This is a genomic window from Vibrio sp. zbq_1, from assembly GCF_043102935.1.
Lineage (GTDB): Bacteria > Pseudomonadota > Gammaproteobacteria > Enterobacterales > Vibrionaceae > Vibrio > Vibrio parahaemolyticus.
On record NZ_JBICJH010000042.1, the window covers coordinates 469,861 to 496,232 of the forward strand.

20 protein-coding genes are annotated in these 26,372 nt (G+C 46.6%); 9 read left to right on the plus strand and 11 right to left on the minus strand.

Features of this window, described 5'->3' with window-relative positions; translation table 11 throughout:
• The first annotated feature begins 177 nt into the window (after window positions 1-177).
• Window positions 178-2,232: an AsmA family protein gene (locus tag ACF8CV_RS21920; RefSeq protein ID WP_138938333.1), complete on the plus strand. Its 2,055-nt coding sequence runs from the start codon at window positions 178-180 to the stop codon at window positions 2,230-2,232.
• Here the strand turns inward: ACF8CV_RS21920 and ACF8CV_RS21925 are convergent.
• The 3 genes from ACF8CV_RS21925 to ACF8CV_RS21935 form a co-directional block, all read right to left on the minus strand.
• Complete coding sequence (locus tag ACF8CV_RS21925) at window positions 2,218-3,135, minus strand: bifunctional GNAT family N-acetyltransferase/hotdog fold thioesterase (RefSeq protein WP_005456791.1); 918 nt, start codon at window positions 3,133-3,135, stop codon at window positions 2,218-2,220. The genes ACF8CV_RS21920 and ACF8CV_RS21925 overlap by 15 nt on opposite strands.
• Window positions 3,136-3,243: 108 nt before the next feature.
• On the minus strand, window positions 3,244-3,678 hold the full coding sequence (gene dtd, locus ACF8CV_RS21930; protein ID WP_005478645.1) for a D-aminoacyl-tRNA deacylase: 435 nt from the start codon (window positions 3,676-3,678) through the stop codon (window positions 3,244-3,246).
• Complete coding sequence (locus ACF8CV_RS21935; RefSeq protein WP_005456793.1) at window positions 3,650-4,594, minus strand: virulence factor BrkB family protein; 945 nt, start codon at window positions 4,592-4,594, stop codon at window positions 3,650-3,652. Before ACF8CV_RS21935 ends, dtd begins: the two co-directional genes overlap by 29 nt.
• 35 nt (window positions 4,595-4,629) lie before the next feature.
• Here ACF8CV_RS21935 and ACF8CV_RS21940 point away from each other — a divergent pair, with 35 nt between their 5' ends.
• Window positions 4,630-5,271, plus strand: coding sequence for a DUF2959 domain-containing protein (locus ACF8CV_RS21940; protein WP_138938332.1), 642 nt, complete (start codon window positions 4,630-4,632; stop codon window positions 5,269-5,271).
• A 31-nt stretch (window positions 5,272-5,302) separates the two neighbouring features.
• Here ACF8CV_RS21940 and ACF8CV_RS21945 read toward each other — a convergent pair whose 3' ends face one another.
• Window positions 5,303-5,845, minus strand: a complete 543-nt coding sequence (locus ACF8CV_RS21945) for an AAA family ATPase (RefSeq protein WP_045586517.1) — start codon at window positions 5,843-5,845, stop codon at window positions 5,303-5,305.
• Window positions 5,846-5,918: 73 nt separating this feature from the next.
• Complete coding sequence (typA, locus tag ACF8CV_RS21950; protein WP_005456840.1) at window positions 5,919-7,748, minus strand: translational GTPase TypA; 1,830 nt, start codon at window positions 7,746-7,748, stop codon at window positions 5,919-5,921.
• A gap of 529 nt (window positions 7,749-8,277) precedes the next feature.
• Between typA and glnA the strand changes: the two genes are divergently transcribed.
• The 6 genes from glnA (at window position 8,278) to add (ending at window position 16,907) form a co-directional block, all read left to right on the plus strand.
• Window positions 8,278-9,687 carry a glutamate--ammonia ligase gene (glnA, locus tag ACF8CV_RS21955; RefSeq protein ID WP_005456818.1) on the plus strand — a complete coding sequence of 470 codons (1,410 nt, stop codon included), beginning with the start codon at window positions 8,278-8,280 and terminating at the stop codon, window positions 9,685-9,687.
• Window positions 9,688-9,885: 198 nt separating this feature from the next.
• The gene (locus ACF8CV_RS21960; RefSeq protein WP_005456803.1) at window positions 9,886-10,467 is read left to right on the plus strand and encodes a DUF4124 domain-containing protein; all 582 of its coding nucleotides are present in this window, start codon (window positions 9,886-9,888) and stop codon (window positions 10,465-10,467) included.
• 98 nt (window positions 10,468-10,565) lie between these two features.
• Window positions 10,566-11,645, plus strand: coding sequence for a nitrogen regulation protein NR(II) (gene glnL / locus ACF8CV_RS21965; protein WP_031776386.1), 1,080 nt, complete (start codon window positions 10,566-10,568; stop codon window positions 11,643-11,645).
• 58 nt (window positions 11,646-11,703) lie between these two features.
• Window positions 11,704-13,107 (plus strand): nitrogen regulation protein NR(I), encoded by a 1,404-nt coding sequence (gene glnG / locus ACF8CV_RS21970; RefSeq protein ID WP_005456831.1) that lies wholly within the window; start codon window positions 11,704-11,706, stop codon window positions 13,105-13,107.
• Between the two features lie 101 nt (window positions 13,108-13,208).
• Window positions 13,209-15,755 carry an EAL domain-containing protein gene (locus tag ACF8CV_RS21975; protein ID WP_138938331.1) on the plus strand — a complete coding sequence of 849 codons (2,547 nt, stop codon included), beginning with the start codon at window positions 13,209-13,211 and terminating at the stop codon, window positions 15,753-15,755.
• A 147-nt stretch (window positions 15,756-15,902) separates the two neighbouring features.
• Window positions 15,903-16,907, plus strand: a complete 1,005-nt coding sequence (gene add / locus ACF8CV_RS21980; protein WP_138938330.1) for an adenosine deaminase — start codon at window positions 15,903-15,905, stop codon at window positions 16,905-16,907.
• Between the two features lie 69 nt (window positions 16,908-16,976).
• Here the strand turns inward: add and hemN are convergent, their stop codons facing one another.
• The 5 genes from hemN to ACF8CV_RS22005 form a co-directional block, all read right to left on the minus strand.
• A complete protein-coding gene (gene hemN, locus ACF8CV_RS21985; RefSeq protein ID WP_005496689.1) occupies window positions 16,977-18,368 on the minus strand; it encodes an oxygen-independent coproporphyrinogen III oxidase in 1,392 nt (463 codons plus the stop codon).
• 185 nt (window positions 18,369-18,553) lie between these two features.
• Window positions 18,554-19,042 (minus strand): DUF2489 domain-containing protein, encoded by a 489-nt coding sequence (locus tag ACF8CV_RS21990; RefSeq protein WP_138938328.1) that lies wholly within the window; start codon window positions 19,040-19,042, stop codon window positions 18,554-18,556.
• Between the two features lie 7 nt (window positions 19,043-19,049).
• Window positions 19,050-19,592 (minus strand): Der GTPase-activating protein YihI, encoded by a 543-nt coding sequence (gene yihI / locus ACF8CV_RS21995; protein WP_015296069.1) that lies wholly within the window; start codon window positions 19,590-19,592, stop codon window positions 19,050-19,052.
• On the minus strand, window positions 19,592-20,230 hold the full coding sequence (locus ACF8CV_RS22000; protein ID WP_171055970.1) for a class I SAM-dependent methyltransferase: 639 nt from the start codon (window positions 20,228-20,230) through the stop codon (window positions 19,592-19,594). The genes yihI and ACF8CV_RS22000 overlap by 1 nt, the downstream gene beginning before the upstream one ends.
• A 798-nt stretch (window positions 20,231-21,028) precedes the next feature.
• Complete coding sequence (locus tag ACF8CV_RS22005) at window positions 21,029-21,646, minus strand: cytochrome c (protein WP_005478649.1); 618 nt, start codon at window positions 21,644-21,646, stop codon at window positions 21,029-21,031.
• Window positions 21,647-21,805: 159 nt separating this feature from the next.
• Between ACF8CV_RS22005 and yihA the strand changes: the two genes are divergently transcribed.
• Window positions 21,806-22,465 (plus strand): ribosome biogenesis GTP-binding protein YihA/YsxC, encoded by a 660-nt coding sequence (gene yihA, locus ACF8CV_RS22010; RefSeq protein ID WP_005456829.1) that lies wholly within the window; start codon window positions 21,806-21,808, stop codon window positions 22,463-22,465.
• A 757-nt stretch (window positions 22,466-23,222) separates the two neighbouring features.
• Here the strand turns inward: yihA and polA are convergent.
• The gene (gene polA, locus ACF8CV_RS22015; protein WP_021822621.1) at window positions 23,223-26,015 is read right to left on the minus strand and encodes a DNA polymerase I; all 2,793 of its coding nucleotides are present in this window, start codon (window positions 26,013-26,015) and stop codon (window positions 23,223-23,225) included.
• Between the last annotated feature and the right edge of the window lie 357 nt (window positions 26,016-26,372).

Here is a 26,372-nt window from a genome sequence, read left to right on the forward strand (position 1 = left end):
TGACCTGTGATTTGATGACAACAGTGACTTAGTTACAAAAATGCTCTTCAAGCCCCTCTTTTGAGGGGCTTTTTATTGAATCCCACACCAGATTGATACAAGCTAAAGCCTAACTGGGTTATTTGTATAACTGACCTCATCAGTTTTCCGACACTTCACTTACAGGTTCTGGCAGGGATGAAAACAGCGCGTCGAATTCTAATTCTCTTACTGGTGGTATTGATTGCCTTTCCGGCGACCATTATTGCGCTGTTAACCACCTCATACGCCAATTCTACATGGCAATGGGTTTCACCCTACCTTGGCTTACCGATCCAAGCGGAGCGCGTTCATTACGACTTCCCTTACCACCTTTCGCTGCAAAACGTTCGCTCCCAAGACGCTCAACTGCCTTATATTGAACAAGTCGACGTGTGGCTGAACCCTGACATACGACGAGATGGGAAATGGATTATCGATAGCTTGCTAATCGATGGGGTGAGTCTAAAAAAAGGCATACCGACACGGCCTAACTTAGAGTCGATCCAGTTCCACCAGATTGCGCTGAAAAATATTGATTACGCGGGTCCGCGCTTTTCCGTAACTGGATTGAGTATCCAAATCCAAGATCCTACTTGGCTAAACGCTCAACAATTATGGCCTTACGGCGCCATTCAGGCCTCTGCAGAGCAAATGTATTGGCACGGTGAGGCGATGCAAAAAGTGCTGGTTGATGTGGATTATCAAGCCCAAAACAGCACCCTCTATGGCACGTCTTTTAAATGGCGCAATAGCCAAATCTCAGGGCAAGGTGAGCAATATCCACAAGGCTGGTCTTTGGTCAATGTCACGATTGATAAGTTGGCAATCACCAATGCACAGCGACAATCTTTACTCTCTAAACCGTGGCAAGAATTGCCGTTCACCATTAACCACATTAATAGCCTCGACTTGCTTAACGCCGATATTGAATGGGGGGAATGGCACTGGCAAAACCTTGAACTGTCCGTTGAAGATGCCTCACTGCCTGCATCTCTATGGAATGCCACTGCCAAAGTGTCTTTACAAGCTGACAGTGTTCGTTTCCAAGAGCAAACCGCAATAGAGCCACGCTTGAACGCCATTTTCACGCCCGAGAATATCCAGCTCCAAGAACTGAGCCTAGATTGGCAGCAAGGCCGCGTACAGGTATCTGGTCAATTCAAACCGACGCACTGGCAACTCGACACGGCTTCTGTTCAAGGATTGAAATGGGCTATCCAGTCTGATGACAACAAGGATTGGTGGAAGGCTGCCACCAGCGCGTTACAAGAAGTGGATATCCAAGAACTTGATATTGAACGTAGTCAGATAATCCAATTAGCGCACGAACCATTCTGGCAACTCTCTGGCTTAAACGTCGAAGGAAAAGCGCTAAAGTTAAAGCGCCAACACCGTTTTTGGGGCGTATGGCATGGCAGTCTCGACGCGAGTGTCGTAAATGCGAGCTACGACCAAGTTCTGTCTTCTCATGCTGCGATTTCGACACAAAGTGAGCAAGGGTTGTGGCAACTCTCTCGTCTGTTTGCCCCGCTAGAACAAGGCTACATTGAAGGCTTTGGTCAACTTGATCTAAGTACGTCAAGCCAACCTTGGGCGCTTAATCTGAGTGCGGATGGCATTCCACTCAAACTGCTCCACCCATACCTGCCAGATGCATTCGCGGTAGATGGATTTTCTGACCTCAATCTCGACCTGCAAGGTCTATCTGGTGACAACAACATGTTGGCGTACAGCTTAACGGGGCAAGTGGAAGCAAACCTACGAGAAACGACACTACGCTCACAAGCCGATAAGTCGCTTAAGAGCATCACGTTTTCCCCTATTCGAGTGCACGCGCAGCGGGGCGCTGTATCACTCAAGCCTGTAACCATCTCCGGCAATGTCATATCCGGTCAGATTGGCGGCGAGTTTGACATGGCCAACAACCCACTCAGCGGTTTGACATTCCAGCTCAAGGATCACTGCGGCATAATCATAGGCGATCTGCTCGATGGTGAAATATCACGTAATGACTGCGACTCACCACAACAGCCAGACCACTTAACGCCGAACGTACCAACGAACGATGCTCAGCCGGAGGAACCGAGCTTTCATGGCATTGCAGAGGCGAATCTAGAGCAACCGGAAGAAGAGCTGGTTGAGGAGATAACAGAAGAGTTAGAGCCGGCTACGAACGAGGTCGTAGCCGAAGAAGAACTAGCAACTGAGTAGCTGCGAATAGTTGGGCAACAGCATGTACGTGCCAACGAAATCAACCGCAGGCGTATCGCCGCTGTAAATCACCACATGGATGACAATGCGCGCCTTGCGCCCTGACGCCAAGCGGTCCAAATCACCACTGATACCATCAAGCGAGGTACTCGCCACCGGATTTTGCTCCACCGGATGACGATAACGAATCGAGCTGTCTGCCAGAACAATATCGCCATGCAAACCGCGCTCTTTGAGCAGTAACCACGTCATTCCCCATCCCGTCAGCGTTGCCAACGTAAATGCCGAACCAGCAAACATCGTATTGTGCGGGTTCAAATTCGGATTGAGCTGGGCACTGCATTCGAACTGATAACCGGTGTATTGGTTGATTTTGATGCCCATTTTGTCCGCAATTGGGATCTGCGCTTCCCAGCGCTGCTGCAATTCCGTACACCATTCTGGGCGACGTAACACATTCGCCATCGGATCAAGCGGCTTCACCATTTGTTGGTGACGGACCGGACCGCGTTCATCGGTCAACTCTCCACGACGTTCAAAACCGTTTTTTTCATAAAACGCAATCGCGTCTTCACGAGCATTACATACCAAACGTTTCGCACCTTCTTGGCGCGCAAGCGATTCCAACGCGACCAACACCAGTGAGCCCATGCCTTTGCTGCGACGATTGCCTTTCACCGCCATATAGCGGATTTGGCCATCGTTATCCGGAGTAATGTACAAACGTCCGATCGCCATTGGACGGCCACGGCTATCCACAATCATGCGGTGATGGCTCACCACATCATATTCATCCCGTTCAGAGCCTACTGGCATGCGCCATGGCTCTCGAAGCATTTGCCAACGAAATTGATAGTACTTGTTAAGCTGATTTTCGGTTGTTGGAGTTATGAGTTTGAACATATCAATCCTTTGAAAGTGCAAATCAGTAAGAATCTTGGGGAGAAAATACCCAAGTAAAATCAAATCACTTGGGTATATAGCTTAGACCATGGGTGTATCCACGCCAGATTAGACCTGTAGCCAAAAAGTCACTGGGCCGTCATTAATTAATGACACTTTCATATCGGCCGCGAAGCGACCACGCTCGGTTGGCAATTCCTGCTCACACAAGTCAGAAAAGTAGTCATACAGACGTTCAGCGTCGGCTGGATGAGCACCACGAGAAAAGCCTGCACGTGTGCCTTTCTTGGTATCTGCCGGTAACGTAAATTGAGACACCACCAAAACCTTACCGTTCACTTGTTTGACGTTGAGGTTCATTTTTCCTTCATCGTCTTCAAAGACTCGGTAGGTGGTCACACGTTCCATCAAACGTTTTGCTTTGGCTTCATCGTCGTCCTTCTCAACACCAAGTAGGACAAGAAGACCTGTATCGATTTCCCCAACCACTTCACCGTCTACACGAACGGCCGCTTCACTGACTCGTTGAATTAGCGCTATCACTACTCTCGCTTCCTTCATTTGCTAACTGAGATTCAGCCGACGAGTGTATCATGTCTAGATCTTCACTCCAGTGCTCTTGCTCACCCAATGCTGCGGTGACTTCTGCCCCCAGCAAGACGATCATCCAGCACAAGTAAACCCAGACAAACAAGATAGGAATTGCGGCTAAAGCGCCATAAATCAGCTGGTAAGACGGGAACTGAGTGATATAGAGGGCAAAGCCTTTCTTACTTAATTCAAACAGTATCGCCGCAACGGCGGCGCCTACAGCACCATGCGCTAAATGCACTTTTTTGTTTGGCACCAGAATGTACAAACCTAAAAATGCAAAAAATGACAGCAAGAGCGGCAACCAGCGTAAGAACAAATTGAAGGCGCCAGACAGCGTTTCATTTTCTAAGATTTGTAACGACGTGACATAAGACGTTGCTGCAATACTCGCACCGACTAAAATCGGTCCCAGCGTTAATACCATCCAATACATCGAAAATGAGAACACCAAACGGCGCTTGTCTTTGACTCGCCAGATGTAGTTTAGATTTTTATCGATGTTGGAGATCAGCATCAGCGCAGCAATAAACAAGAAGCCACCACCGACGGCACTCATTTTGCCAGTGTTCGCCACAAACTCTTGCAGTGCAGTGTGCACCGCCTCACCAGATGCCGGTACAAAGTTTTCGATGATGTAGCCTTGCAACACTTCGCCAACGTTCGCGAAAACAGGGAACTTCGACAATATTGATAACAGTACCGTTAACATTGGCACGATGGATAGCAAGGTAATATAGGCAAGGTAGCCAGCATTTACATTAACGCGATCATGCGTCAAACGCTTAAGAAGATACTTAAAAAACGCGACGCAACTTGGCAGTAGATTGCTCAATCTCGCCTTGTAACTCTCTGATAACTGGTTCATAGTTCATCCCATAAATTAGCGTCGAGGACATAAGAATGCCTTATTTATTAGCAATTGTACTATCAATTTTCACTTTGACAGGATGTCAATCCGCATATTATTCAGCAATGGAGCAAGTGGGATACCACAAACGCGACATTATGGTTGACCGCGTGGAAGACGCCAAAGAGTCTCAACAAGATGCACAAGAAGAATTTACCAGTGCGCTAGAAGCCCTTTCGGCACTGACCAACTTTGATGGTGGTGAGCTAGAAAGCGTCTACAACAACATCAATGACAAATACGAAGACAGCGAAAAAGCCGCTCAAGATGTGCGTGACCGTATTGCTGCAATCGAAGATGTCTCTGATGCCCTGTTTGAAGAATGGCAAGGCGAGTTAGACTTGTACACCAGTGCGAAACTGCGCCGCTCAAGCGAACAAAAACTGCGTGAAACCAAAGCCTCTTACAAAACCATGCTCAGCGCAATGAAGCGTGCAGAGAAAAAGATGACGCCAGTGCTGAACACACTGCGTGATAATACGCTGTATCTAAAACATAACCTCAACGCGAGTGCGATTGGTTCTTTGCAAGGCGAGTTCTCTAGCTTAGAGAAAGACATTCAATTTGCCATCAAACAAATGAACGAAGCGATCGCTGAATCGGATAAGTTCCTGCAAAAGCTTAATCAAAAGTAAATCATTCAGGCCTCCTCCTCGCGAGGAGGTTTTAGTCTGCTACCTCGCCGACTAAGCCTATTACTCTTCGAACAAAACCCACGCGATCTTCAACACAGCCCCATGGCACTTCCACCACTTGATATCCGAGCTCAACATAAGTATTGATTAGGGTTTGATGGATTTTCAGCGCTTCTTCAAAGCTGTGCGGACGCACTTCATCTTGTACGTAAATGGACGCTTCAGGTCGACAAGTAAGCACCTGACTATGGTACCCAGCACTTTCAGTTAAGAAAGCTTGGTCAACGTGACAACCACCGACTTGTAGATAAGCAACAATATCTGGAATCGCGCGATCTACAAAAGCCACGTTAGTATTCAACGCCTCACGCTTTTGCTCACTCATTAGATTCAGACACAATTTGGCAAACTCAGGCAGATTGGTCCACGGCAAAATGCCATTGTCCAATGCACTTTGCTGCTCTATCAACGAGCGTGAGCCTTCAGCAAACGTGGCGTAGCCTTGTTTACCTAATGCGTTGAGTAACGTTGTTTTGCCCGCTCCGGGACCACCGGTAATCACAATCGGCTTCATGTTATCTCCCTAAAAACAACAAGCCCCGAGCTTAACTCGGGGGCTTGTATTTAAGCTAATCCGCTACAGCAAATTATTTTGCTGAACGTGAAGCACGCTTACGGTCGCTTTCCGTTAGGAATTTCTTACGGATACGGATGCTTTCAGGAGTTACTTCTACTAGTTCGTCGTCATCGATGAATTCTAGAGCTTGTTCTAGAGTCATAACGATTGGCGGAGTAAGTACCTGTGCGTCATCTGTACCAGATGCACGAACGTTGGTTAGCTGCTTACCTTTCAGTGCGTTTACTGTTAGGTCATTGTCGCGGCTGTGAATACCGATAACCATGCCTTCGTAAACTTCTACACCGTGACCGATGAATAGACGACCACGCTCTTGAAGGTTGAACAGTGCGTTCGTTAGTGCTTTACCAGCTGCGTTCGCGATAAGTACACCGTTAACACGTTGACCGATGTTACCGCCTTTGTGAGGGCCGTAATGATCGAACGTATGGTAAAGAAGACCAGAACCAGAAGTTAGTGTCATGAATTCCGTTTGGAAACCGATCAGACCACGAGATGGCATGATGAAGTCCATACGTACACGGCCTTTTCCGTCTGGAGCCATATCTTTTAGCTCACCTTTACGTAGGCCGATGTTCTCCATGATACCGCCTTGGTGCTCTTCCATAACGTCGATAGTTACGGTTTCGAACGGTTCCATTAGCTGACCATCTTCTTCTTTGATGATTACTTCTGGACGAGATACTGCAAGCTCGAAGCCTTCACGACGCATGTTTTCGATCAGGATAGATAGATGAAGTTCACCACGGCCTGAAACGCGGAATTTGTCTGGATCGTCTGTTTGCTCAACGCGTAGTGCAACGTTGTGTACCAGTTCTTTCTCTAGACGCTCAAGGATGTTACGTGAAGTTACGAATTTACCTTCTTTACCAGCGAATGGAGACGTGTTTACTTGGAACGTCATCGTTACTGTTGGTTCATCAACAGACAGTGCAGGTAGTGCTTCTACTGCGTTTTGTGCACAGATAGTGTCAGAGATTTTTAGCTCGCCAAGACCAGTGATCGCAATGATATCACCTGCGTTAGCTTGCTCAACTTCGTGACGCTCTAGGCCTAGGTAGCCCATTACTGTGCCAACTTTACCGTTACGAGTTTTACCGTCAGCACCAATGATGGTTACTTGTTGGTTTGCTTTAACGCTACCACGAGTTACACGAGCAACACCGATAACACCAACGTAAGAGCTGTAGTCTAGCTGAGAAACTTGCATCTGTAGTGGACCATCAAGGTCAACATTTGGTGCGTCAACAACGTCAACGATAGTTTGGAATAGTGGTTCCATGTTCTCGCCAGTTTCGCCTTCTTCTAGAGAAGCCCAACCGTTAAGTGCTGATGCGTAAACCACTTTAAAGTCTAGTTGGTCATCAGTTGCACCTAGGTTGTCGAATAGGTCGAACACTTGGTCCATAACCCAATCAGGACGAGCGCCTGGGCGGTCAATCTTGTTGATTACAACGATTGGCTTAAGACCGTGCGCAAATGCTTTTTGCGTTACGAAGCGCGTTTGTGGCATTGGGCCGTCAACCGCGTCAACGATAAGTAGTACAGAGTCTACCATCGACATGATACGTTCTACTTCACCACCGAAGTCCGCGTGTCCCGGAGTATCTACGATGTTGATACGGTAATCGTTCCAGTTAATTGCTGTGTTTTTAGCAAGGATTGTAATACCGCGCTCTTTCTCGATGTCGTTCGAGTCCATGACTCGCTCTTCAGCTTCACCGCGAGACTCTAGCGTGCCTGATTGTTGTAGCAGCTTGTCAACCAACGTTGTTTTACCGTGGTCAACGTGCGCGATAATCGCGATATTTCTTAATTTATCAATCTGTGGAGTAGCCATGGATATTGATTCACTTAGATAGATGAAATGCCCCCACGCTGAGAACGGGTGCTCTCTGGTGACATTTGCTGATTAAAAAAACGGCCATAATGTACCAGATTTTAGCAAAAAGCCTAGAAATATGTGATCTACTCCCGAGCATTTCTGTGAATTTTACGCTTAATGCCCACTTTCTTCCGCTGAACGAATTGATAAAACACAACTTTATTCTAATCGTTGCACAATACAAATTGACTCTTGCTCAAAAACTGGGCTGAATAAGCAATGCTGCTGTCACATTGTGGTGCAACAATCTTAATGCGCACCACTTTAGTGCAATCGTAGATCATTTTGGTGCAAGCATTTGCACCAAACTAGCATCTAAAAACACAATTCATTGAAATTAATGGAATATTTTTTTTGGCACGGTTTTGGCTTTAGTAAACACAGCATCGATTAATGAAAAGTCAAAAAGATTAATCAATGCCGGGTTCATGAATATTTCATAAGTCGAGCTTTTACCGCTTATTAACACTGGAGGTTATCCAAGATGTCAGTAGAAAACGTTCTATCGCTGATCCAAGAAAACGAAGTAAAGTTTGTTGACCTACGCTTCACTGATACAAAAGGTAAAGAGCAGCACATTTCGATTCCTGCTCACCAAATCGATGCAGACTTCTTCGAAGAAGGTAAAATGTTCGATGGTTCATCAGTTGCTGGCTGGAAAGGCATCAACGAGTCAGACATGGTAATGATGCCAGACGCATCTTCAGCTGTGCTTGACCCATTCACGGAAGATGCAACGCTAAACATCCGTTGTGACATCCTAGAACCTGCAACAATGCAAGGTTACGACCGTGACCCACGCTCTATCGCAAAACGCGCTGAAGACTACATGCGCTCAACAGGTATCGCAGATACAGTGCTTGTTGGTCCTGAGCCAGAATTCTTCCTATTCGATGACGTGAAGTTCTCTAACGACATGTCAGGTTCTTTCTTCAAGATTGACGACATCGAAGCAGCATGGAACACAGGCAGCGACATCGAAGGCGGTAACAAAGGCCACCGTCCAGGCGTTAAAGGCGGTTACTTCCCAGTAGCTCCTGTTGACTCTTCTCAAGACATCCGCTCTGCAATGTGTCTAATCATGGAAGAAATGGGCCTAGTTGTTGAAGCGCACCACCACGAAGTAGCGACTGCGGGTCAAAACGAAATCGCAACTCGTTTTAATACGCTAACAACGAAAGCTGACGAAATCCAAATTTACAAATACGTAGTACATAACGTTGCTCACGCATTTGGTAAAACAGCGACATTCATGCCTAAACCACTCGTTGGCGACAACGGCTCTGGCATGCACGTTCACCAATCTCTAGCAAAAGACGGTGTTAACCTGTTTGCTGGCGACAAGTACGGCGGTCTATCTGAAACAGCGCTTTACTACATCGGCGGTATCATCAAACACGCTCGTGCAATCAACGCGTTTGCTAACCCATCAACAAACTCGTACAAGCGTCTTGTACCTGGATTTGAAGCACCAGTTATGCTTGCTTACTCTGCACGTAACCGTTCAGCTTCTATCCGTATCCCAGTGGTACCAAGCCCGAAAGCACGTCGTATCGAAGCTCGCTTCCCAGATCCAGCAGCAAACCCATACCTAGCGTTTGCTTGTCTACTGATGGCTGGTCTTGACGGTATCAAGAACAAGATCCACCCAGGCGAAGCGATGGACAAAGACCTTTACGATCTACCAGCAGAAGAAGCAGCTGAGATTCCTAAAGTGGCTGAGTCTCTAGAAGTGGCTCTAAATGCACTAAACGAAGACCGTGAGTTCTTAACAGCGGGCGGCGTATTCTCTGACGACTTTATCGATTCTTACATCGCACTTAAGTCAAAAGACGTTGAGCGCATCAACATGGCAACTCACCCACTTGAGTTCGAACTTTACTACTCTGTATAAGGTTCAAACTGTGTAAAATGTAAACACAGTAACAAAATATTAGGCTCGCCTCGCAGGCGGGCCTTTTTTGTATTCGTCAGTCAAGATTCGCCGTTTAACATGAGGGGATAATAAAAATACGCTTGGGCTATTTTTACCTTGTAGGTCAAAGGCCTAAGCCATTGAAACGTGAAATCATCGATCAAAAGAAGGTGAGCCATGAAAGTTCAGCTTATTCCATCGCTATGTATACTCAGCGGCACGCTACTGGCCTCTGTAGCCTCGGCTCAGGTCGCTTATACTTGGGTAGACGAAAACGGCGTAGTGCACTTCAGTGACACCCCAAACCAAGGCGCGAAGACCATCGCATTGCCCAATCTTGAAGCCAGTGCACCAGCACCAGAAGTCGAGAGCACGGAATCACTTGCGCCACAAGCCAAAGCAGCCCCCGAGCCAGAAGAAGAACCCGAAAAGAAAACGGATAAGCCTCAACCTTTGCAGCTGGCGATGCTCACACCTCAACACAATGAAACCATTCGTAGTAATCGTGGCTTGATCAATATCCAGCTGGAAGCCAATCGTAAGCTGGGCATTGGTGAACAACTGCAACTGTTCTTCGATGGGAAACCTTATGGCGCACCTCAAACGCAGCTCACTTGGCAATTAAACAACATCGATCGCGGCACACATACTATCGCGGTTCATGCTAAACGAAGCGGCAAGCTTATTGCATCTACTAGCCCTATAACGGTGCATTTACATAGAGCAAGCGTTAAGCCGACTGTAAAAGGGGCAAAATAGAAAATCGGAGTAAAAAAGTCGCATCACAATGAGGCTTTTTACTTTTTCTTCTGAGCTTTCTTCGCCATACTTAACGTTCTATTGCACCATTATTGTGCATTGCACAATCTCAACGCAAACAAGGACGTAATGTGGATACCAGTCTCCCTAGTGCCATACTCAACAACATGGTCACAGCAACGCTGATTCTTGATGATGGATTGGCCATCCGCTATGCCAATCCAGCCGCTGAGCTGTTGTTTTCGCAAAGCGCTAAGCGCATTGTCGAACAATCGCTTTCTCAACTGATTCAGCATGCATCGTTGGATTTGGCCTTACTGACTCAGCCACTGCAAAGCGGCCAAAGCATTACCGACAGTGACGTGACGTTTGTCGTCGATGGGCGTCCGCTAATGCTGGAAGTCACAGTAAGTCCAATCACTTGGCAACGACAGCTCATGCTGTTGGTTGAAATGCGCAAGATAGATCAACAACGACGCCTCACTCAAGAGCTCAACCAACACGCACAGCAACAAGCCGCCAAACTGCTCGTGCGCGGTTTAGCTCATGAGATCAAAAATCCACTTGGCGGATTACGCGGTGCGGCGCAGCTGCTGGAAAAAATGTTGCCCGACCCATCGTTAACCGAATACACCCACATCATTATCGAACAAGCCGATCGATTAAGAGCGTTAGTCGACCGCCTACTTGGCCCACAGAAACCGGGCAAAAAGACACAAGAAAATCTGCACCAAATTCTGGAGAAAGTACGCCAATTGGTCGAGTTAGAATCTCAAAACTCGATCATCATCGAACGTGACTACGACCCGAGCTTGCCCGAGATTTTGATGGATGCAGATCAAATAGAACAAGCGATGCTGAACATCGTCAGCAACGCGGCACAAATTCTTGCTCATCAAGAGCACGGCAACATCACCATTCGCACCAGAACGGTGCATCAAGCCAATATTCATGGCAAACGCTGCAAATTAGCGGCGCGCGTCGAGATCACTGATAACGGGCCGGGCATTCCACCAGAATTACAGGACACCTTGTTTTATCCCATGGTCAGCGGGCGCGAAGGCGGCACCGGACTTGGGTTGTCCATCTCACAAAATTTGATCGACCAGCACAACGGAAAAATCGACGTTGAAAGCTGGCCTGGCCACACCACTTTTACAATTTATTTGCCGATTTGACCTCACGAATGGATTTCGTTGAGCGCCAATTTACGGTTTTTGCTGCAAGGATTAGTACATGAGTAAAGGATATGTTTGGGTCGTCGATGACGACAGTTCAATTCGCTGGGTTATGGAGAAAACACTCTCCTCAGCCAACATAAAATGCGAAACCTATGCCGATGGGGAAAGCGTTTTGATGGCGCTTGAGCGCGAAGTGCCAGACGTACTGGTGTCTGATATTCGCATGCCCGGTATCGACGGATTAGAACTGCTCAAGCAAGTGCAACGTGATTACCCTGATTTGCCCGTGATCATCATGACCGCGCATTCCGACTTAGATGCCGCCGTTAACGCCTATCAAAAAGGCGCTTTCGAGTATCTGCCAAAACCGTTTGATATCGATGAAACCTTAACGCTGGTCGAACGTGCGATTGCCCACAGCCATGAAAACAAACGCGAGCAATTGTCTTCAGAAGATGCCCCGGCCGACACGCCAGAGATCATCGGTGAAGCGCCAGCAATGCAGGAAGTGTTCCGCGCTATTGGCCGCCTTTCTCGCTCGTCGATTTCCGTTTTGATCAACGGGGAGTCCGGTACAGGTAAAGAGCTGGTTGCTCATGCCCTTCACCGCCATAGCCCTCGCGCCAACAAACCTTTTATCGCTCTCAATATGGCCGCGATTCCAAAAGACTTGATTGAGTCTGAGTTGTTCGGTCACGAAAAAGGCGCATTTACGGGCGCGAACAGTGTTCGTCAAGGCCGCTTCGAGCAAGCCAACGGAGGCACGCTCTTTTTGGACGAAATCGGGGACATGCCGCTGGATATCCAAACTCGTTTGCTGCGCGTGTTGGCGGATGGCCAGTTCTACCGTGTTGGTGGTCACTCTCCGATTCGTGTCGATGTGCGTATTGTCGCCGCCACGCACCAAAACCTCGAAAAACTGGTACACCAAGGCGATTTTCGTGAAGACTTGTTCCATCGCTTGAACGTCATTCGCGTACAAATTCCTGCGCTTCGTGAACGCAAACAAGACATTGAAAAACTCACACAACACTTTCTGGTACGCGCCGCAGATGAGCTTGGAGTGGAAACCAAAACCTTGCACCCGTCGACGGTCGAAATTCTCAATCGACTCAATTGGCCGGGCAACGTACGTCAGCTAGAAAACATTTGTCGCTGGTTAACGGTGATGGCGAGCGGCAGTGAAGTATTACCGAACGATTTGCCTTCAGAGCTTTTGGAAGAGAAGAAGACCGTTTCGGATTCAACCAAAGGCAGCTGGCAAGAACAATTGGCGGACTGGGCACGTCAATCGCTCGCTGCGGGGGATAAAGAACTACTTTCTTTCGCATTACCAGAATTTGAGCGCATTTTATTAGAAGCTGCATTGGAGCACACTAAAGGTCACAAGCAAGATGCCGCTAAAGTATTAGGCTGGGGACGCAATACGCTAACCAGAAAGTTAAAAGAGTTGTACTGACCGTCACTTAAGCAGTGAGTTAACAATGAGAGTGCTTAGCGCTCGATATTAACAGAAATGTCAGTACAATTAAGGTGAACCATCCCTAATGTGACTAGGCAATGTCTACTGCAAAGACTCAAATTACACTACGTACTGCTGTACTCATCCCTTTTGTGATGATTTTCTTACTGGCTATCGGTGTGATTGTCTACGTCCAAAAACAAAGCTATGAAGAGGTGGTGACCGACATCAGCGATAAACAGCTGTCGGTGTTGACCGAAAGTGTCTACGACCACCTCAATAGTTATCTGCGAAAGCCGTTTACGGCGGTGATGACGCTTGCTCATAACGTGAGTTATCACAACCTGTACCATCCCCATGATACGCGAGATGTCCAAGCCTACTTATTGAGCGCGTTTCAGAACCTATACCGTTCTATTCCGCAGCTGGACGTGATTGCTTTTGGTTCGGAAACTGGCGATTTCGCGGGTTTTCGTCGCGAGATCTCCGACGATTACACCTTGATGGTTCAAGATAAATACACCGATGGTAAGTTAATCATCTACGGCACAGATCATGTCAGTAACGATATTCGTACTGTCATCACGCCTTACGACCCAAGAACTCGTCCTTGGTATCAACCTGTCGCCAAAGACGAAAAACCGATGTGGTCAAAAATCTACACCAATGCGGATGAGCGCCAAGACATCACCTTATCTGCTATGACACCGGTGTACGAACACCAAGAATTTGCGGGCGTATTGGTGACGGATATTCGTATCAATACCTTCAACGAGTTTCTACGCGTCATCAAGAAGAACACCAAAGCATCGGTCTTTATCATGGACCAAGAACACCGATTAGTGGCACATTCTGGCCCTGGCAGCGTGGTGTCTTGGGGCACCAAGTTTTCGGATAAAGGCCAACGCTTGTTCGCCTCTGAAAGCGCAGACCCGATCATCAAAATCAGCGCCTCCCGCGTGCGTGGTTTTGACTTGTACCATACAGACCAACCGTACACGTTTGAGTTTGACCACAGCGGCCAACGTATTTTTAGCCGCATCACGCCCTACTACGATCCAAACGGTCTAACTTGGTTCATCGGCACTTCTATCTCGGAATCTGATTTACTTGGCCTCTTACCGAAAAGCCAAGAGAAAAGCTGGATTGTTGGTATCGTCGTCAGCTTGTTTGGTATCGGCTTTAGTTGGGTCATCTTCGAACGCGTGACTCGACCAATCAACGCTACTGCCGACGCGGCTCAACACCTAGCAAATGGCGATTGGGATAGCTCAATGCCCCAACCTGGCCGTGTGTACGAAACGACCGTGCTCGCAAAAGCCTTTAATGAAATGGCCAGCAACCTCAAAGCCTCATTTAAGGCGCTGCGCGATCAGCTGGTGTATGACTCATTAACTCGACTCTACAGCCGCCAAGGATTAATCGAAATCTGCGAAAACAAACCCAATTTGTGTCACGGTAGTTTGTTCTTATTGGGGATCAACAAATTTAGAGATATCAACGACAGCGTGGGACACCACAATGGTGATCAGCTGTTGGTTAGCATCGCAGAAAGGCTGAAGCAGCAATTCCCAGACAACACCATGCTGGCCCGAATTGGTGGTGATGAGTTCGCTCTGTTTATGCCAGATATGGATAAAGACGAAGAAATCCGTTTAACAGAACGTCGCCTACAACAACTGTTCGCAGCACCATTTATGGTTGAAGGTGAAAGCGTGGTGATGAAGATCTCACTAGGGATTGTGCAAACCAAGCATGGTGAGAACATGCCGCTTTGGCTACGCAATGCCAGCATTGCTCTGAGCTACGCGAAGCAAGATCCACTGACGGGCATTTGTTACTACAGCCCAGAACTCGCGAGCGCATCGAAGTTTCGTACTCAGCTGCTCACGAAGATGCAAACGGGCATCGACAAGCGCGAATTTGTGCCTCATTATCAGCCGATCATCGATCTCGCGAGTGGTAACGTATGTGGCGCTGAAGCCCTAGCTCGCTGGAATAGCGAAAGCGGTATGATCTCACCATTAGATTTCATCCCAATCGCGGAGGAAAGCGGCATGATCAAAGCCATTGGCCAACAAATCTTGCTGCAAGCGTGCCGAGACACATACAAAGCCATCGAGAACAAACAGTGGCCGTCAGACTTCCAATTGCACGTGAACATTTCGGTCAATCAGCTCTCCTGCCCGGCATTTGTCGACACCGTGACACGAGTGCTGGATGTCACCAAGCTGCCTGCAAAAAACCTCACGTTAGAGATCACCGAGTCGCGCATTATTGATAGCGCACCAACGACTCTGGAAAACATGACGAAGTTGCGTGATATGGGCATTGGCATTGCCATTGATGATTTTGGTACGGGTTACTCTTCCCTTGGTTATCTGCATTCACTGCCGTTCACTTGCTTGAAGATCGATCGCACGTTCATCAATCAGCTCACCAAAGAGAACCTCGACAGCTCAGTAGTAGCCGCAGTGATCAATATCACCGCCGGATTAAAAACCAATGTCGTGGCAGAAGGTGTAGAAGACAGCACGCAAGCGCAACTGTTGCGTTCGCTGGGCTGCCATCAAGTCCAAGGTTTCTATTACAGTCGCCCAATTCCTCTGGATGAATGGCCAACACATTTGGTTAACATGAAGTAGAAAAGAGCGAGAATCGTTGAATTCCTAGTCATCCTCTACTGACAATCTACCTAACTGTTATTTATACTTAACTGCAAATCTTACCCATGTATTGTCACAGATAATGTTTGGGCCCTGTTCCAGTTCATAACTATCCGGATCGACATAATGATAACTAAGAATCTTCCTCTAACTGATTTGCACCGCCACCTTGACGGTAACATTCGTACTAAGACTATCCTTGAGCTTGGCCAAAAATTTGGCATTGCTCTGCCAGCGTACGATATTGAGTCTCTCACTCCACACGTTCAAATTGTCGAAGCGGAACCATCTCTTGTTGCTTTCCTTTCTAAGCTTGACTGGGGCGTAGCAGTACTGGGCGATCTTGACGCTTGTCGTCGCGTTGCTTATGAAAACGTTGAAGATGCGCTAAACGCACAAATTGATTACGCCGAACTGCGTTTCTCACCATACTACATGGCGATGAAACACAAACTGCCAGTCGCTGGCGTGGTTGAAGCGGTTGTCGATGGCGTACAAGCAGGCATGCGAGACTTTGGCATCAAAGCGAACCTTATCGGTATCATGAGCCGCACATTTGGCACAGATGCATGTCAGCAAGAACTGGATGCAATTCTAAGCCAGAAAGACCACATCGTAGCAGTAGACCTTGCAGGTGATGAGCTTGGCCAACCGGGCGATCGCTTTGTCTCTCACTTCAAACAAGTGCGTGATGCAGGCCTAAACGTGACAGTTCACGCTGGTGAAGCAGCGGGCGCTGAAAGCATGTGGCAAGCCATTCAAGAGCTAGGTGCAACGCGCATCGGCCACGGTGTGAAAGCGATTCACGATCCAAAACTGATGGATTACCTAGCGGAAAACCGTATCGGTATCGAATCGTGCCTGACTTCGAACTTCCAAACCAGTACGGTCGATTCTCTAGCAAATCACCCACTGAAACAGTTCCTAGACCACGGCGTTCTAGCGTGTCTAAATACGGATGACCCAGCGGTAGAAGGTATTGAGCTACCTTACGAATACGAAGTGGCGGCGCCAGCAGCCGGCCTGAGCCAAGAGCAGATTCGCCAAGCGCAAATCAATGGCCTTGAGCTTGCTTTCATTTCTGATGCAGAAAAAACAGAACTGAAAGAAAAAGTTAAAGATCGCGTTTAATCAGCGCAAAATTATAAAAAATGCCAGCATTTGCTGGCATTTTTTGTATTTGGAATCGGCAAGCGATGATCAAATCACGCGAGAGAATTGCTGCTGACGCGCTTTTGCTCGCAGATATTTATCGAAGCTCATACAGATGTTACGAATAAGCAGGCGACCACGCAGTGTTACTCGAATTTCATTGTCATCTACTTCCACCAACTCATCATTGATAAACGTTTGCAGCAATTGCAGGTCTTCTTTGAAGTACTGATCAAATTTCACTCTGAATTCAGATTCGATCGCTTTTTTATCAAGCTTAAAGTTACAAATCAGCTGCTTAATGACTTCACGACGGAGCAAGTCATCCGAATCGAGTGAGACACCTTTCCACAATGCGTGGCGAAGGTCATTTACTTGAGCGTAGTACTTCTTGAGCTCTTTTTGGTTTTGCGCGTACGCATCACCAATCATTGAAATGGCAGAAACACCAAAGCCCACCAAGTCACACTCACCTTGAGTGGTGTAGCCTTGGAAGTTGCGATGCAACACTCCTTCGCGCTGCGCAACGGCGAGTTCGTCGTCAGGCATCGCAAAATGGTCCATGCCGATAAACTGGTAGCCAGCACCCGTCAAAGTTGCGATCGTGTCTTGGAGAATTGCCATTTTCTCTTCTGCTTTTGGCAAATCTTCGTCTTTAATCTTACGCTGCGCAGCAAACAATTGCGGCATGTGTGCGTAGTTAAAGACCGACAGACGACCCGGCTGCATTTCCAACACTTGTTCTAACGTCTTCGCAAAAGATGCTTTGGTCTGCTTCGGCAAACCGTAGATCAAATCGAGGTTGGTCGAACGGAAACCCAACTCTTTCGCACGTGCCACCATCGCAAAGATGAATTCTTCATCTTGCTCACGATTCACCAGTTTTTGCACTTCTTTGTTGAAGTCCTGAACGCCGATGCTCAAGCGGTTGAAGCCTTCACTGCGAAGATGATCCAACATGGTGATCTGAATTTCACGCGGGTCTACTTCAATGCTGATTTCTGCATCATCACTGAATGTAAATTCTTGTCGTAGCAAGTTCATCACGCGAGTGATTTGCTTTTCAGATAGAAACGTCGGTGTACCACCACCAAAATGCAATTGCGTCACGGTGCGACCAACGAGCAATGCAGCACGTTGACGAATTTCGTGTTCAAGCACGTCGAGGTATTCATCCGCTTTGTGCGAGTGGCGTGTAATGACTTTATTACAACCACAGTAGTAGCAAAGCTTATGGCAAAACGGAATGTGTACGTACAGCGATAACGGACGCTCTGGGTACTGAGTGCATGCCATATCATAGTCTGAGATGGTAAACGCTTCATGAAACTCCAGCGCCGTTGGGTACGACGTGTAGCGAGGACCGGAATAGTTGTACTTATCCAATACCGCTTGATCCCAGACGATTTGCTGTTTCGATTCAGTGTGTTGATTCGACATGGTGGTACTTTCCGTTAAATGCTAGGGCAACGAAAGCCGTCACCCGATATTCAGAATCGCTATTTTGCCATACGACGATGGCAACCGTGGCAACACCTGATGGCTTTTTAATTATAAATCCAAAGAAGTGCTAGCGTGATCACGATAGCCCCAATGGTCATAAAACAAACCAATGGGGATTATCGTTAAAGCATCTGAATATTGATTTGATTATTCAGTGGCTGGACGTTTGTCTGCAACACTTTGAGTTCCTCGATGATCGCATCTGTTAAGCGGCTTTCCGCTTTCTGACGCGTCAGGTTCTGTTGCATACGTTCTTTCTTGGCAAGTTGCTGACGGTCTTCACCGCGCGCCATATCTTTTACGATATGGTAAAGCTCGGAAATTGCAGGGTACACTTCGTCGAAGTTCACACGATTCTCACCTTGAACATAATCCATGATGCAGTACACGCGAATACTGATTTCCGACAAATCGCACTGGCCTTGAATGCCTGCCTGACACAAGGTATGCACATTCTCAAAAATGTTGGCATTACGTTTATCAATCGCCAACTTTTGATGCTTCAGCTGCAATTCCTTTTGCTTTTTCAATTGAAGCAGAAGGTAACCTGCATAAGAAGCCAGCGCGATAATGATCACTGCACCCGCAATAGCTAATAAGGTTACATTCATGGCTTAATTATCCTTTGTAGTCGTCGAAGTTAATATCGTCGAAATCCGCTAATAAATCATCGTCATTGCGAGAACCTTTCGCAGAAGAAACGGTAAAATCTTCCTCTTCTTCAGGTTCTAGCAGACCAAGTTGATCCATTAGCTTTTCAATACGATCAAGCTTCTCATCCACGTATTTTTGTAGACCTGTACCTAGGTTTTCACCCGCTTCAATGCGATCCAACAACACGTTCAATTGCGCGTCATTTTCTAGCATTTCTAGCTCTTGTTCCGCAGATAGACGACGCTCTTGCTTCGTCATCTTCTTCACTGGTTCAACAATCAGAGGGATCTTCTTCTTGCTGCCTAAACGTGGGTCACGATTTTGCGCAGAAGATTGCTTTTTCTGTTCGTTAACTTCTGAGTTGCGGCTACCTGTCTTCAAGCCTTTACGCTTTTTCGCGCGCTTGCGTAGACGGCCTTCAACGTCAGATTCGGTACGGTTACGAGTTACAACAAACTCAGGTGCGCCAGCGGCACCCGGCTTTCTAGATTTCTTTTTACGGCTCATTACTGGGTCTTCCTCAGTAAAATTACATCATTACCAATAAATTCGAGTTCGAGCTTATCCCGCTCAGCAAGGAACTGGAAGGTATCACGACTAAAAAACACCACATGAGTTGGGTCATTCTTATAGTGCCATGATTTAAAAGCCTCCACGTCGATGACCATTTTCGTCATCAGGCCAATCCAGCCCCCTGGCTTAACTAAATTCAACCATTGCTTCCACACCACATCGGGATGGTAGAGGTGCTCTATCACCTCTGTCGCTGTCATGAAGTCATACTGCTTTTCTAGCACCGCAGTATCTGGGTGATAGTAAATATCGTACAACGCCATGTTGTGCCCTGCTTCTTCTAGCATTAAGGAAAGCGTCGGGCCCGGACCACAACCAAAGTCGATTCCGTTCGATTGTGGTGAAATTCGCTCTGTGATTGGGTTAGCAATACGCGACAAAAAACGTCGATAGCCCATATCTTCTGGGTTGTTCTCATGCAAATCATAGTGAGCTTTTTCAGTTTCCGCATCCAAACGTTGGTCTGGATTAACGAATACCAAGTAGCACTGCTCACATTGAAGATATTCGCGATGCTTATCTTCAAAATAGTGACGAGTATGCTGATTGTGGCATAAAGGACAGGTATGCATGCTGACTTCCTCAAACAGGGATGCGAAACATACCAGAAAGTGGACTCAGATTGGAGAGGCACTGAATACTTTTTCAGCAGTTTTTGTTAAAAAACTTTGTTTAAGAACCCATCGAAAGGCATCAGTGTAGTAATCCCTCTTCAGATTGGTGGTTGCCGAGAAAAAACGGCATAAAAAAAGCGACAGTCAAACTGTCGCTTTCTAAGTGCCATCAAGTGGCGAAACTGTGTTGCACGCATTTAGTGCACCAAGAATCCTTTTGTTTTTCGTGCTTTCCTTGCCAAAAAGTGTTGTTTTTCATCTTCCTGATGAGTTTTGGCTATCCCTTTACTTCCTGTCTTCTGAGCAACTTCCTGTGCCTGATCCTTTCCACTGTCTTAACCATAAGACGAGATGACCATCCGTATCGAGCAGGCTCCTTGCCTACCTAATTCCGTTTTCCGATCACCAAGCTATCCTAGCTTGCGTCCATGAAGACCTTGAATCCGTGGTCTGAAATCCTGCAATTCACCCCCTGTGAACGCTTTCTACTTTACGTAATCCCGACGCACTCACAAGTTAGCGGCAGGAAATATTAGCGATGATTTTTTCGAAAAAATTAAAAACATCAATTAATCAAAAGGTTAAAAATAAGAAGAAGACATTCGCAATCGAAGGTATGGCAAATGTCTTACAAGCTTTCGAGCAGATATCGATGACACCCTCAAAAATCACGTGTGAGCCACATCACCAACAAAAATGCCCCAGCGAAATCGCTGGGGCATTTTTGTACAACTTTGCTCGAACTATGTAGGGGTATCAGTGCAGACCGCCAACGTATTTCGACAGAACTTCGATATCTTCATCTGTCATTTTCTTCGCGATGTCACGCATCATGGCATTCATATCGTTGCCACGGTTACCATCACGGAATTTTTCTAACTGAGCTTTGATGTAGTCAGCGTGCTGACCAGAAATTTTAGGGAAACCTGAAAGCTCAGTACCGTTACCACGCGGACCGTGACATGCCATACATGCCGTTAGACCACGCTCTGCATCACCCGCGGTGTAAAGCACTTTACCTTTTGCTACCACATCTTCAGGTGTCGAGCTTTCTGAAGTTGGTAGAGAAGAGTAGTATGCTGCAAGATCTGCGATGTCTTCATCGCTTAGCGGCATTGCCATGCCACTCATTACAGGATCGTAACGACCTTGTTTACCACCACTTGTCATACCTAGCTTAAGATCTTTTAACTGCTTCTCAAGATACTTAGCGTGTTGGCCTGCTAGTTTAGGGTACATTGCGATTGCACTGTTGCCATCTGCTCCGTGACAGGCGACACAGGTTTGTGATTTTGCTTTACCAGCCTCAATATTACCTTGGGCCCATACTGAGCAACTGGCTAAAAGACTCAAAATTAGCGCTAATTTCTTCATGACATTCCATTATAATTATCAAGCTTCCAGTACCACGGAATGTGAACATACCGCGTACACTCATGGTACAATAGGCGACCTTATGCCGAGCACGGTTATTTTACACAATTTCACAAAAAAGTAATCAATCGACTACACAAAGTCGAGATGGAGTTAACAGTGAGCGTAAAAATTCATTACCAAAATACGCATTTCATCACCAGCGCGCCCGATATTCGCCACTTACCGGAGGACGAAGGTGTCGAAATTGCGTTTGCAGGACGCTCAAACGCTGGTAAATCGAGTGCACTTAACCGTCTAACTAATCAAAAAAGCTTAGCCAAGACATCAAAAACACCTGGTCGTACCCAATTGATCAACCTATTCAAAGTAGAAGAAGGTTGTCACATTGTCGATCTACCGGGATATGGTTTTGCTCAAGTACCGGTAGAGATGAAAAACAAATGGCAGAAATCTTTAGGTGAATACCTACAGAAACGCGAGTGCCTAAAAGGCCTAGTGGTTCTGATGGACATTCGTCACCCAATGAAAGATCTCGACCAGCAAATGATTTTCTGGGCGATCGATAGCCGTATTCCAGTACAAGTGTTGCTAACTAAAGCTGATAAGCTAAAAAGTGGCGCACGTAAACAGACACTTCTGAAAATTCGCAAACAAGTGGAAACTTTCGGTGGTGACGTTTCGGTTGATGTTTTCTCTTCTTTAAAAGGATTAGGGGTCGATCAGCTGCGCGCGAAACTGGATACCTGGTTTGCACCAGCATTGGCTCATCTGATTGAAGAAGACGATCTAGAGATGCCAGAGAGCAACGAAGAATAATTAACAATATTTGTTAAATTTTTTCGACACAGCCCCGCCATTTGGTGGGGCTTTTGTTTATCTAAACAAAGCAAAAACCGGAATTTCAGGCAATAAAAATCCCCACCTTCCTGGCAGGGATAACGGGAGAGAAAAATTGGTAATTATTGTTATGTTGCAAAGCATTACTGAACTATCGAATGATTTCAATAGTTCAAAAAGTCATCTGCTTTTCTAATTTTGAGCCTTTTCGTGTACCAAACATTAATAAAGAAAATTAAATTCAATAAGTTAGATAAGTTTCAGCCCTCAGAAAGGCCGACTTACTTTCTTTCGAGAAAAAATAATAGTGTGAATGGCGTAAATTTACAGGATGAATGAGTCGAAGAAATAACGACAAAAAATCAGTGGAAGCAAATAGTTAGCGAGAGAGAATTGCGAGGACAGCGCCAAAATGGATAAGAAACTGAGTTAAAAGGAATTTTTCTTTCGCCCAATAAAAAACGCCCCAGTCAAAAACTGACTGGGGCGGCTGAATCAGCCTAATCCAATAACGTGAAACAAAAGGTCTGAAAGATAGAACATCTTACCTCTGTACCCTACGCGATCTAATGTACAACAATTGGTCAGAATTGCAAAGATTTTTTGTAGTTTTTTTTCATGAAAGTTTTATTAAGCAACATTAATTTTCAAATCCAAGTTGCTTTTTTAATGACACAAAAAAGCCAGCGTTTGTGCGCTGGCTCATACTAAATCGACCAAATTGATTTAAAAATGATTAGTGTGCTTGATCCCAGTTGTCACCGTGACCAGCTTCTGCCACCAAAGGCACTTTCAACTCTGCTGCAGATTCCATCAATTTTTGTACTTTACTTTCAATTTCGGACAAAGACGACTCTTCGACTTCAAATACCAGTTCATCGTGTACTTGCATCAAAAGTTTTACGCAACCATTGCCTTCTTCTTGAATCCATTGATCCACTAGCAGCATCGCTTTCTTAATAATGTCCGCTGCAGTGCCTTGCATTGGCGCATTGATCGCCGCTCGTTCTGCTGCTTTACGACGCATACCATTACGCGATTTGATTTCTGGCAGATGCAAACGTCGACCAAAAATGGTTTCGACATAACCTTTATCAGCTGCTGCGCTGCGCGTGTCTTCCATGTACTGCATTACACCTGGGTAACGCTCGAAGTACTTGTCCATATATGCTTGCGCTTCACCACGAGGAATGCCCAGCTGTTTTGCCAAGCCGAATGCGCTCATGCCGTAAATCAGACCAAAGTTCACCGCTTTTGCACGGCGACGCTGCTCACTTGATACCTGATCAATAGACACTCCCATGATTTCTGCTGCGGTTGCGGCGTGAATGTCTTTACCGTCGCGGAAGGCATCAAGCAGCGCTTGGTCGCCAGAAAGGTGCGCCATAATACGCAGCTCGATTTGCGAGTAGTCGACAGCCAGAATCTTGTAACCAGCAGGAGCTACAAACGCCTGACGAATACGACGACCTTCTTCGTTACGGATTGGAATGTTCTGCAAGTTTGGATCAGTAGACGACAAACGACCTGTCGCAGTCACCGCTTGATGGTAAGAGGTATGTACACGACCAGTTGAAGGGTTGATCATCTTCGGCAGCTTGTCTGTGTATGTCGACTTCAGCTTCGCTAAGCCACGGTATTCTAGGATCAGTTTTGGCAGTGGGTAATCCAACGCAAGCTCTTGCAACACCTCTTCATTGGTTGAAGGTGTGCCAGATGGCGTTTTTTTCACAACAGGTAGGCCCATTTTTTCAAATAGGATAGCTTGCAGCTGCTTCGGCGAGTTCATGTTGAACTCTTGTTCTGCGATTTCGTAAGCTTTTTGTTCAAGCTCTTCTAAACGGGCCGCGATTTCTACCGATTGAGCGCTCAGCTTCATGTCATCAATCAGAACACCAGTGCGCTCAATGCGAGACAAAACAGGGACTAGCGGCATTTCGATTTCTTCGTAAACCGATTTTAGCTTTTCATCTTGTTCGATGTTAGCAAACAGACGATTGTGCAGGCGAAGCGTGACGTCTGCATCTTCTGCTGCGTATGGCGATGCTTGCTCAAGCTCAATTTGGTTGAAGGTCAGTTGGTTTTTACCTTTACCCGCGATTTGTTCGAATGAAATGCAGCTGTGTTGTAGGAAACGAAGTGCCAAGCTGTCCATGTCGTGTTTGCCGCCTACGCTGTTGTAAACGTAAGACGCCAACATGGTGTCGTATTTGATGCCTTTCATCTCGATGCCGTAACGTGCCAGCACAGACGCGTCGTATTTTAGGTTCTGACCGACTTTCGCTTGAGCGTCGTCTTCAAGAATCGGTTTCAGCTGCTCGAGAACCCAATCTCGATCCAGTTGCTCTGGCGCATCCAAATAATCGTGTGCGACAGGGACATAAGCCGCAATACCTTCATCGATAGCAAATGACAAACCAACAAGGTTCGCCACCATGTAATCAAGGCTGTCCGTTTCGGTATCAAAAGCAAACAGCTCTGCCGCTTTGAGTTTTTCTAGCCACGCATTGAAAGAAGCTTCGTCCAAAATGGTTTCGTACTGACTGCGATCAATCGTTACCGCTGAGGTTTCCATTTCAGCATGCGAAGAAGAAGATGATGCTTGCGCAGAGCCTGCAAGTTCAACCGCTTCGACAGTGCCTGAGCCGCCTTCAAGCAATTCGTTCAGCCAAGACTTAAACGTCAACTGACCATACAGTTTGATCAATTCGTCTTTGTTTGGCTCTGCTTTCAGTAGCGACTCTGGTGTTTCTTCCAGTTCCACATCCAGCTTGATGGTAGCCAGCTCATAAGACAGCATAGCGTTGTCTTTGTTGTCGACCAGCTTCTTCGCCATGGTTTTCGAACCGCGGAAACCAAGTGCCGCGATATCATCCAGATTTTCGTACAACTTAGTCAGGCCACCAATGCCTTGCAACAAAGCGGTCGCCGTTTTGTCGCCCACACCCGGTACACCAGGGATGTTATCGACTTTATCGCCCATCAATGCTAGATAGTCGATGATCAACTCTGGCGGAATACCAAATTTTTCCACCACCCCTTCACGATCCATCACGACGTTCGTCATGGTGTTGATCAAGGTAATGTTGTCATCCACCAGCTGAGCCATATCTTTATCGCCAGTACTGATTAAAACAGGCATGCCTTGTTGCGAGGCTTGGTAAGCCAACGTACCGATGACGTCATCTGCTTCCACGCCAGGAACGCAGATCAACGGCAAACCCATCGCACGAATAACGTTGTGCAATGGTTCAATTTGGCAACGCAGATCGTCCGGCATTGGTGGACGATTCGCTTTGTATTCTGAATACATCTCATCACGGAAGGTTTTACCCTTCGCATCAAACACCACCGCAATACGCTCAGACGCAAATTGACGCATCATACTGCGTAGCATGTTCACCACACCGTAAACTGCGTTGGTTGGGATTTCACCATTACTCATCGTGCCCGGGTAAGCGTGAAAAGCGCGATATAGGTAAGAAGAACCGTCGATAAGAATCAGCGGATTTTCAGGAATACTTGCCATAATTGTCTGTATCCAAATCAGTACTTAATAGATCTGCCTAGGATGCCATGACTGCTGATCCGAATCTATCTTGTTCGTTCGATCCAGATCGCGGAAATTTTCCGATTTATTCAAGAAAACTACCACCATCTGTGGATAACTCTGTTTATATAAATTATCCACAGATTGTGCAATGATAGAAAAGACAAAAAAATACAAATATATATTATTGTTTTTAAAGGACTATTTTTAAACAAGGCGAGAAGATCAACAATCTTAAAATGATCATGTCATGTGGAAAAGTTACGGATAGTGACGTCAAATGGAAATCGTAGAAAAGAAAAAAGCGACCCAATTGGGTCGCCTAGCAGAAGTGGT